This window comes from Stenotrophomonas sp. YIM B13575 (assembly GCF_042787595.1).
Lineage (GTDB): Bacteria > Pseudomonadota > Gammaproteobacteria > Xanthomonadales > Xanthomonadaceae > Stenotrophomonas > Stenotrophomonas lactitubi_B.
In genome coordinates, this window is the sequence record NZ_JBHZOP010000015.1 from 1 (window position 1) to 8,205 (window position 8,205).

Sequence of the window (8,205 nt, forward strand, 5' to 3'; positions counted from 1 at the left end):
CCCGGCGGGAGGCGTGCCGACCAACGGTCGGCACCCACCCGCTCGGCGCGCGGAAAAAGGGATGCGGACGGCCCCGGATCGACGAGGAGACCGGTACCGCCCGCATCGGGGGACGTGCCTGCAGGGCCAAGGCACCACCGCGTGTGGTGCCTTGGCGCGACGCCTGTGTTCAGCGGCGCCGCGTTGCCAGGTCAGGAGTGCCTGGCGGGGCCATCGATGGCCGGGTCATGCCATTCCGGGCACGACGGGGGTGCGTCAATGCGTGGGGGACGAGTTTGCGAGCGGTGTTTCGTACATTCGCAGAAGGCGTTGCTTGGCCAGCAGCTTCTCGCGCTTCATTCGACCCAGGGTGACATCATCGATCGGGAGTACACCCAACTCCGCATCCATGCACTTCTTGTTCAACTTGCGGTGCTGGTCATGGAGTGCCCGGAACTCCGGATCGCGCGCGCGACGGGCGTCGATCTCGCTCTGGGGCTGATCTTCAAACATGATGGACCTCCTTCGACAGATACACGAACGCCCCGGCCGCAAGGCACGGGGCGTTGTTCATGGAGGAGTGCCGGTCGATGCCCACATGGGTGCCCACAACGCCGTGCGGCACTGGCCTGCGCACGTCGATCTGCTGCGGTTCGCGCCCTGCTTGCATCGGCCCGGCCCTCCCATCGTCCGGTCCGCGTTATTGCGTCCCGGGCAATTGACCCTACGCTTGCTCTGGACGGGGTTCAAGCCCCTGCGGCAAAAAGACCGAACCCCGCCGAGGCGGGGTTCAGGCTGAATACTCAACACAACGAAAAACAAACAATATCAAGCAATTACGGGGCGATGACGACCTCGGCCGAGCGGGCCCGGGTGGAAGCGGCCTTCTTGCCCGCGACCTGGATCCGGCTGCTGGCGACGCCGGCCGAGACCAGCGCATCGCGCAGTGCCTCGGCCCGCTTCTGGCCGACGCCATTGGCACTGTCATAGGCCTCGATGCGGATCCTGCCCTTCTTGCCGATGTTCACGTACTCGGCCAGGGCCTTGGCCTGATTGCGGGCGCCACCGGACAGGCTCGAGGCCCCGGCAGCGTAGGCGTCACCGGCAAAGGTGAAGACCTCGCCACGGCCATCGAACTTCGAGCCCGGCAGCTTCTGCCCGGACACCAGCTCGGCTTCCTCACGGGCCAGCTTGGCCGCATTCTGCTGGGCGCTGCTGAGGCGTTGCTGCTGCTTGCCGGCCACGCTGGTCAGGGCGTTCTCGGCATCCTGGCGGGCCAGGGTTTCGGCCTCGGCCGCCTGGCGCAGGCGTTCGGCCTCTTCTGCCTGCATCTGCGCCTGCATCCGCAGCTGCTCGGCTTCCTGGCGGGCGCGGGCAGCGTCGCGGCGGCTGGCTTCGATCAGCAGGTCGCTGCGGGTGCGTTCCAGGCGGTCGACCTCACGCGCGGCCAGCGCGGCCCGCACGGCGGTCTCGGCGATCTCGACCCGGCGCTCGGCCAGGTAGGTGGCCAGCTCCTGGTCGCGGCGCTTGGCCTTCTCCAGGGTGGCGATGGCCTGCTGCGCCTGCATGCGCTCGAAGGCCCCCAGCTCGGCGGTGTCCGGATTGGCCTGGATCGCCATCAGCCGCTGGCTCAGCTGGCCGACCATCGGGTTGTCCGCGGCCAGGGCCAGCGCCGGCAGGGCCAGCAGCGTGGCCAGGGTCAGGGCGGAGATCGTCTTCATCGGCGGTCCTCCCCGGTCGACAACTGGCGTTGCAGCTGGTTGACCTCGTTGCGGCGCAGCTGCAGCTGTGCGGTCGCCGTGGCTTCCTCGCTGCGGGCACGGGCCAGATCGGCGTCAACGGCAGCGCGCAGGGCCAGGGCCGGTGCGTTCTTGCGCTCGCGGCGGTCGCCCGCGGCACGCTGGGCCTGCTCCAGTCCCTGACGGGCCAGCCCGATCAGGTCCGGGGCGTACTGGTCGGCATCGGCCTGGGTGGCTTTGTCCACCGCCTGCCGGGCCTGCGCCAGTTCCAACGCGCCGTCCTGCGCCCAGGCGGGGGCAGAGAGTGCGAATGCAAACGCCATCACATACAGGCTGTGGCGCATTCGTGCGAAGCTAAGTCGTTTCATTGGGGAGGCCGTACCGGTTGTCGGTTCGCGGCCATTGTCGTCAAGCCGGTACCGTGCTTGCAACGGGCACCGGCAGTTTCGTTGGGGAAAATTCGCAATGGATATCGGCTACTTCCTGAAGCTGATGACCGAAAAGAACGCTTCGGACATGTTCTTGACCACCGGCGCGCCGGTGTACATCAAGATCGAGGGCAAGCTGTATCCGCTCGGCAATACCGGCCTGCCGCCGGGCATGGTGAAGAAGATCGCCTACTCGCTGATGGACGAGGGCCAGGTGCCCCAGTTCGAGCGCGAGCTGGAGCTCAACATGGCCATCGCCCTGGCCGATGCCGGGCGTTTCCGCGTCAACGTGTTCAAGCAGCGCGGTGAAGTGGGCATGGTCATCCGCGCCATCCGCAGCCGGATTCCGAGCATCGAAGAGCTCAACCTGCCGCAGGTGCTGAAGGACGTCATCATGACCCCGCGCGGGCTGGTGCTGGTGGTGGGGTCCACCGGCTCCGGCAAGTCCACCTCGCTGGCATCGATGATCGATCACCGCAACAGCACCACCACCGGCCACATCCTCACCATCGAGGACCCGATCGAGTACCTGCACAAGCACAAGATGTCGATCGTCAACCAGCGCGAGGTCGGGCTCGATACTCACACCTTCCACGACGCGCTGAAGAATGCGATGCGTGAAGCACCCGACGTGATCCTGATCGGTGAGATCCTGGATGCGGAAACGATGGAGGCGGCGATCGCCTTCGCCGAAACCGGTCACCTGTGCCTGGCCACCCTGCACTCCAACAACGCCGACCAGACCATCGAGCGCATCCTCAACTTCTTCCCGGAAAGCGCCCACAAGAACGTGCTGATGAACCTGGCGCTGAACCTGCGTGCGGTGGTCAGCCAGCGCCTGGTGAAGAACAAGGAGGGGCGCCGCCTGCCGGCCACCGAAGTACTGATCAACACGCCGATGATCCGCGACCTGCTGCGACGTGGCCAGGTGCACGAGATCAAGGCGGCGATGGAAGCCTCGCTGGAAGAAGGCATGGAGAGCTTCGACCAGTGCCTGTTCCGCCTGGCCAAGGCCGGCACCATCGATCAGGAAGAGGCCCTGCGTGCGGCCGACTCCCGCGATGGCCTGGCGTTGAAGTTCCGCCTGTCCGAAGGCGGCAGCGGCGAGCATGATCCGTACGCGGACTTCTCGGCGGCAGCACCGTCGATCACCCACGGGTTCTGAGCCGCCCGAACGCCGCGCATGGACCCATCGGTAGCGCCGGGCCATGCCCGGCGGAATCCTGAAGGATTAAGGAGCGGTCTCATCCAATGAGACCCCTCGTGCGTAGGTTTCTTCAATGGAAACCATACGCAAGCTGGCCATTCTTGCCGACGCCGCAAAATACGACGCCTCCTGCGCCTCCAGCGGTGCGGGCAAGCGCGATTCGCGCGCCTCCGGCGGCATCGGCAGTACCGAAGGCATGGGCATCTGCCACAGCTACACGCCCGATGGCCGCTGCGTGTCGTTGCTGAAGATCCTGCTGACCAACTTCTGCGTCTACGACTGCGCTTACTGCGTGAACCGGGTGTCCAGCAACGTGCAGCGCGCGCGTTTCAGCGTGGACGAGGTGGTCACCCTCACCCTGGACTTCTACAAGCGCAACTACATCGAGGGCCTGTTCCTTTCCAGCGGCATCATCCGCAATGCGGACTACACGATGGAACGCATGGTGGAGGTGGCTCGACGGCTGCGCGAGGAGCATCGGTACGCCGGCTACATCCACCTGAAGACCATCCCCGAGGCATCGCCAGAGCTTCTGGCCGCTGCGGGTCGTTACGCCGATCGCCTGTCGATCAATGTCGAACTGCCCACCGAGGCGGGCCTGGCCACCCTCGCCCCGGAAAAGACCAGCACATCGATCCGCGGCGCGATGGGGGAGCTGCGCTGGCGCATCGAAGAAGCCAAGGAGGCCCGCAAGGCACCGGCAGTGACCGCGCCGGTTGCCAGCCGCAGCGCGCGCCCTCGCCCGCCCCGCTTCGCACCGGCCGGGCAGAGCACGCAGATGATCGTCGGCGCCGACGGTGCCAGTGACCAGCAGATCCTGACCAGCGCCGACAGCCTTTACGGCAACTACCGCATGCGCCGGGTGTACTACTCCGCCTTCAGCCCGATTCCCGATGCGAGCCGCCAGCTGCCGCTGCAACCGCCGCCGCTGCAGCGCGAGCACCGGCTGTACCAGGCCGACTGGCTGCTGCGCTTCTATGGCTATGGCGTGGAGGAGATCACCGACACCACCCAGGGCGGCATGCTGGACCTGGACATCGACCCGAAGATGGCCTGGGCGATCCGCCATCCCGAGCGCTTCCCGGTGGACCTGAACCGTGCACCGAAGGAGCTGCTGCTGCGGGTGCCCGGGCTGGGCGTGCGCAACGTCAAGCGCGTGCTGATGGCACGCCGCCACGGTCGTCTGCGCGTGGCCGACCTGGCCCGGCTGAAGGCACCGATGAGCAAGCTGCTGCCGTTCGTACAACTGGCCGACCACCATCCCCGCAGCGCGCTGGATGATCCGGCAGCACTGCGCGCGAAGCTGGCCCCACCACCCCGCCAGGGCTCGCTGTTCGATGCCGCGCCCGCTGCCTGAGATGCAACGCTGGTCTTTGCGGGTGGACCCGCCGTGGTCACTGGACGCCTGGCGCAACGCGGCGCGGGAGGCGTTGCTGCGCGGCGTGCGCCCTGAACAGCTGGACTGGCGGGTGGATTCCGAGCCGTCATTGCTGGATGCGCCGGCGGTGCAACAGGCGCCGTTGCCCGACGGTGCCATCGCACCGAACGTGCCGCGCGACTTCGTGGAACTGGCCGCGACCTGCCTGTGCCATCGCGATCCGCAGCGCCTGCCGCTGCTGTACCGCCTGCTGTGGCGCATCGCCCACGGCGAACGCACGGTGCTGTCCAATCCGGCCGATGCCGATGTGCTGCGTTTGATGGCGCTGGCGCAGGCGGTGCGCCGCGATACGCACAAGATGAAGGCCTTCGTGCGCTTCCGCGAGGTGCCCGGCGAGACCGACGCGTTCATCGCCTGGTTCGAGCCCGATCACAACATCGTCGACCGCGTTGCACCGTTCTTCGCCCGCCGTTTCGCCGGCATGCGCTGGGCGATCCTGACGCCCACGCGCAGCGTGCAGTGGGATGGCAGCGCGCTATGGTTCGGCGATGGCGGCACCCGTCAGGATGCCCCCGCCGAAGACGCACGCGAAACGCTGTGGCAGACCTATTACGCCAGCATCTTCAATCCGGCGCGGCTCAACACGCGGATGATGCAGCAGGAAATGCCCACGCGGTACTGGAAGCACCTTCCCGAAGCACAGTTGTTGCCTGGCCTTGTCCGCGATGCAGCCAGCCGCGTGCAGGAGATGCACGATCGGCCGGCACAGGCGCCGCAACGGCGTATTCCAGCGCGGCAGAACGGTGCAGCCGATGCCACTGCCGACGATGGCAGCCTGCAGGCGCTGCGCCAGCAGGCGACCGTCTGCCGGCAGTGTCCGTTGTGGGAGGCATCCACCCAGACCGTGTTCGGCGAAGGTCGTGCCGATGCACGCATCATGCTGGTGGGCGAACAGCCCGGCGATGTCGAGGACCTGAGTGGCCGTCCCTTCGCGGGCCCGGCCGGCAAGCTGCTGGACCGCGCGCTGCAGGAACTGGGCGTCGAACGCAGCACGCTGTACCTGACCAACGCGGTGAAGCATTTCCACCACGAACGGCGCGGCAAGCTTCGCCTGCACAAGCGCCCTGAGAGTCGCCATGTACACGCCTGCCGGCCGTGGCTGCAGGGCGAGATCGCACGGGTGAAACCGCAGGTGATCGTCTGCCTGGGTGCCACCGCAGCGACCGCGTTGTTCGGCAGCGGCTTCAACCTGATGCACGACCGTGGTCGCTGGCACGTGCTGGACGATGGCACCCGTGGTTACGCCACGGTGCATCCGGCCTGGGTGCTGCGGCAGAAGGATGAAGCGCGGCGCGAGGACGCCTACAGGCTGTTCCGCGATGACCTGCGGCAGCTGCTGGTGGCCGATTCCGCGCGCGCCGGAGACCGGTAGCGCCGGGCCATGCCCGGCGAGCACAGCGGCACGTCAGGCGGCGTCGACCTGGTTTTCCGGGCGTGCACCGGTGAATGCGTCCAGCTGCTGGCAGGCGGTCTCGATCCGGCGGAGGATCGGGTACGGCGCCAGATCCAGGCCGAAGCGGTGCGCGTTGTACAGCTGCGGCAGCAGGCAGATGTCAGCCAGACCCGGGCGGTCACCGTGGCAGAACGTGCCGGTGTCCGCGCTGGCTGCCAGCATCGTCTCCATTGCCGCGAAGCCTTCGGCCATCCAGTGCAGCGTCCATTGCGTGCGTGCATCGGCAGGCAACTGCAGATCGCGCTCCAGGTACTGCATCACCCGCAGGTTGTTGATCGGGTGGATGTCGCAGGCCACCAGTTGCGCCAGCGCCCGCACCCGTGCACGGCCAGCGGCATCGGCCGGCAGCAGCGGCACCTGCGGGAAGCGTTCTTCCAGATACTCCAGGATCGCCAGTGACTGGGTCAGCACGTGACCGTCGTGCAGCAGCGTCGGCACCAGCTGCTGCGGGTTGAGCCCGCGGTAGGCGTCATGGTGCTGCTCACCGCCCTCACGCACGAGGTGCACCGGGCGTGCTTCGAAGGCCAGGCCTTTCAATGCCAGGCCGATGCGCACGCGGTAGGCGGCGCTGGATCGCCAGTAGGTGTACAGCACGATGCCGTCGTCGACCGGAATCTCCATCGCCGCCTCCATGCTCAGGGCTTGGCCGCCTGTTCGATGCGCTGCTCGATCGCACCGAAGATGCTGTTGCCGGCGGCATCGAGCATTTCGATGCGGACCACGTCGCCGAAGGACATGAACGGCGTACTCGGCTTGCCGTCGCGCAGGGTTTCCACCACGCGCTGTTCGGCGAAGCAGGACGCGCCCTTGCTGGTGTCTTCGTTGGCGATGGTGCCCGAGCCGACGATGGTTCCGGCGCTGAGCGGGCGCGTCTTTGCCGCGTGCGCGACCAGCTGGGCGAAGTTGAACTGCATGTCGGTACCGGCTTCCGGCGCGCCGAACCACTTATCGTTGATGTGGGTCAGCAGCGGCAGGTGCACCTTGCTGTCCTGCCAGGCAGCGCCCAGCTCATCGGGGGTGACGAATACCGGCGACAACGCCGAGCGCGGCTTGGACTGCAGGAAGCCGAAGCCCTTGGCCAGCTCGCCCGGGATCAGGTTGCGCAGTGAGACGTCGTTGACCAGGCCGATCAGCTGGATGTGGCCGGCGGCCTGCTCCGGGGTGGACGCCATCGGCACGTCGTCGGTGATCACCACGATCTCTGCTTCCAGGTCGATGCCGTAGTCCTCGCTGACCACCTTGACCGCGTCGCGCGGGCCATAGAAGCCGGCGCTGGTGGCCTGGTACATCAGCGGATCGCTGTAGAAGCTCTCCGGCACCTCGGCGCCGCGGGCGCGACGGACGCGCTCGACGTGCGGCAGGTAGGCGCTGCCATCGACAAATTCATAGGCGCGCGGCATCGGCGCGGCCAGGGCCTGCGGGTCCAGGTCGAACACGCCATCGGCGTCACCGGCATTGAGCGAGTCATACAGGGCATTCAGGCGCGGAGCCAGATGGCTCCAGTCCTCCAGGGCCAACTGCAGGGTGGCGGCGATGCCGGTGGCGCGCACGCCGTGGCGCAGGTCACGCGAGACGACGATCAGGGTGCCGTCGCGGCCGCCTTCCTTCAAGGAACCAAGCTTCATGGTGGGTGTCCGGAGTCGTGGGCAAACAAGTTTCAAGTGTAATCAAATATCCGGTGCAGCCAAGCTGCAGCGCGGCATCGGCCCACCCTACCGTAGTGGGGGTGTCAGGCAGGGCTGCGCCCTGCACCTGCAGATGCCGGAGCCAAAGCCAAAGCAACGGCCGGAGCAACGGCAACAGCCGGCTCTGGGTTTTCTGTGGGTTGGGCGGGGCGGTGTGGGCCTGCAGGACACGCCGTGAACCCATCCATGAAGTGACCCCCGGGAGTTGGACGCCAGATCCAACCCCGAGGGATACATGAACAGGTACGAAGCTCGATTCAAACTGCAGGTCGCCAA

The 8,205-nt window shown here is 67.0% G+C and carries 8 protein-coding genes; 3 read left to right on the plus strand and 5 right to left on the minus strand.

Annotation, left to right across the window (positions count from 1 at the left end):
* Positions 1–255: 255 nt before the first annotated feature.
* From ACFX4F_RS03905 to ACFX4F_RS03915, 3 genes are all read right to left on the minus strand, one after another.
* Positions 256–492, minus strand: coding sequence for a YdcH family protein (locus ACFX4F_RS03905; RefSeq protein WP_099820399.1), 237 nt, complete (start codon positions 490–492; stop codon positions 256–258).
* Positions 493–815: 323 nt separating this feature from the next.
* Positions 816–1,700 (minus strand): hypothetical protein, encoded by an 885-nt coding sequence (locus tag ACFX4F_RS03910; protein ID WP_380652514.1) that lies wholly within the window; start codon positions 1,698–1,700, stop codon positions 816–818.
* The gene (locus tag ACFX4F_RS03915) at positions 1,697–2,062 is read right to left on the minus strand and encodes a DUF4398 domain-containing protein (protein ID WP_099820401.1); all 366 of its coding nucleotides are present in this window, start codon (positions 2,060–2,062) and stop codon (positions 1,697–1,699) included. Before ACFX4F_RS03915 ends, ACFX4F_RS03910 begins: the two co-directional genes overlap by 4 nt.
* Before the next feature lie 121 nt (positions 2,063–2,183).
* Here ACFX4F_RS03915 and ACFX4F_RS03920 point away from each other — a divergent pair, with 121 nt between their 5' ends.
* From ACFX4F_RS03920 to ACFX4F_RS03930, 3 genes are all read left to right on the plus strand, one after another.
* Positions 2,184–3,311 carry a PilT/PilU family type 4a pilus ATPase gene (locus ACFX4F_RS03920; RefSeq protein WP_099820402.1) on the plus strand — a complete coding sequence of 376 codons (1,128 nt, stop codon included), beginning with the start codon at positions 2,184–2,186 and terminating at the stop codon, positions 3,309–3,311.
* A 115-nt stretch (positions 3,312–3,426) separates the two neighbouring features.
* On the plus strand, positions 3,427–4,710 hold the full coding sequence (locus ACFX4F_RS03925) for a putative DNA modification/repair radical SAM protein (protein ID WP_099820403.1): 1,284 nt from the start codon (positions 3,427–3,429) through the stop codon (positions 4,708–4,710).
* Position 4,711: 1 nt separating this feature from the next.
* The gene (locus ACFX4F_RS03930) at positions 4,712–6,163 is read left to right on the plus strand and encodes a UdgX family uracil-DNA binding protein (protein ID WP_380652519.1); all 1,452 of its coding nucleotides are present in this window, start codon (positions 4,712–4,714) and stop codon (positions 6,161–6,163) included.
* Positions 6,164–6,196: 33 nt separating this feature from the next.
* Here the strand turns inward: ACFX4F_RS03930 and maiA are convergent, their stop codons facing one another.
* Together maiA and ACFX4F_RS03940 are read right to left on the minus strand one after the other, a co-directional pair.
* Positions 6,197–6,865, minus strand: coding sequence for a maleylacetoacetate isomerase (maiA, locus tag ACFX4F_RS03935; RefSeq protein ID WP_380652522.1), 669 nt, complete (start codon positions 6,863–6,865; stop codon positions 6,197–6,199).
* Between the two features lie 14 nt (positions 6,866–6,879).
* The gene (locus ACFX4F_RS03940) at positions 6,880–7,869 is read right to left on the minus strand and encodes a fumarylacetoacetate hydrolase family protein (protein WP_380652525.1); all 990 of its coding nucleotides are present in this window, start codon (positions 7,867–7,869) and stop codon (positions 6,880–6,882) included.
* Between the last annotated feature and the right edge of the window lie 336 nt (positions 7,870–8,205).

Excerpts from the sequence above, each read along its gene's own strand:
- ACFX4F_RS03940 (WP_380652525.1), bottom strand. The coding sequence starts at position 7,869 with ATGAAGCTTGGTTCCTTGAAGGAAGGCGGCCGCGACGGCACCCTGATC.
- ACFX4F_RS03920 (WP_099820402.1), top strand. The coding sequence starts at position 2,184 with ATGGATATCGGCTACTTCCTGAAGCTGATGACCGAAAAGAACGCTTCG.
- ACFX4F_RS03930 (WP_380652519.1), top strand. The coding sequence starts at position 4,712 with ATGCAACGCTGGTCTTTGCGGGTGGACCCGCCGTGGTCACTGGACGCC.
- ACFX4F_RS03905 (WP_099820399.1), bottom strand. The coding sequence starts at position 492 with ATGTTTGAAGATCAGCCCCAGAGCGAGATCGACGCCCGTCGCGCGCGC.
- ACFX4F_RS03925 (WP_099820403.1), top strand. The coding sequence starts at position 3,427 with ATGGAAACCATACGCAAGCTGGCCATTCTTGCCGACGCCGCAAAATAC.
- ACFX4F_RS03915 (WP_099820401.1), bottom strand. The coding sequence starts at position 2,062 with ATGCGCCACAGCCTGTATGTGATGGCGTTTGCATTCGCACTCTCTGCC.
- maiA (WP_380652522.1), bottom strand. The coding sequence starts at position 6,865 with ATGGAGATTCCGGTCGACGACGGCATCGTGCTGTACACCTACTGGCGA.
- ACFX4F_RS03910 (WP_380652514.1), bottom strand. The coding sequence starts at position 1,700 with ATGAAGACGATCTCCGCCCTGACCCTGGCCACGCTGCTGGCCCTGCCG.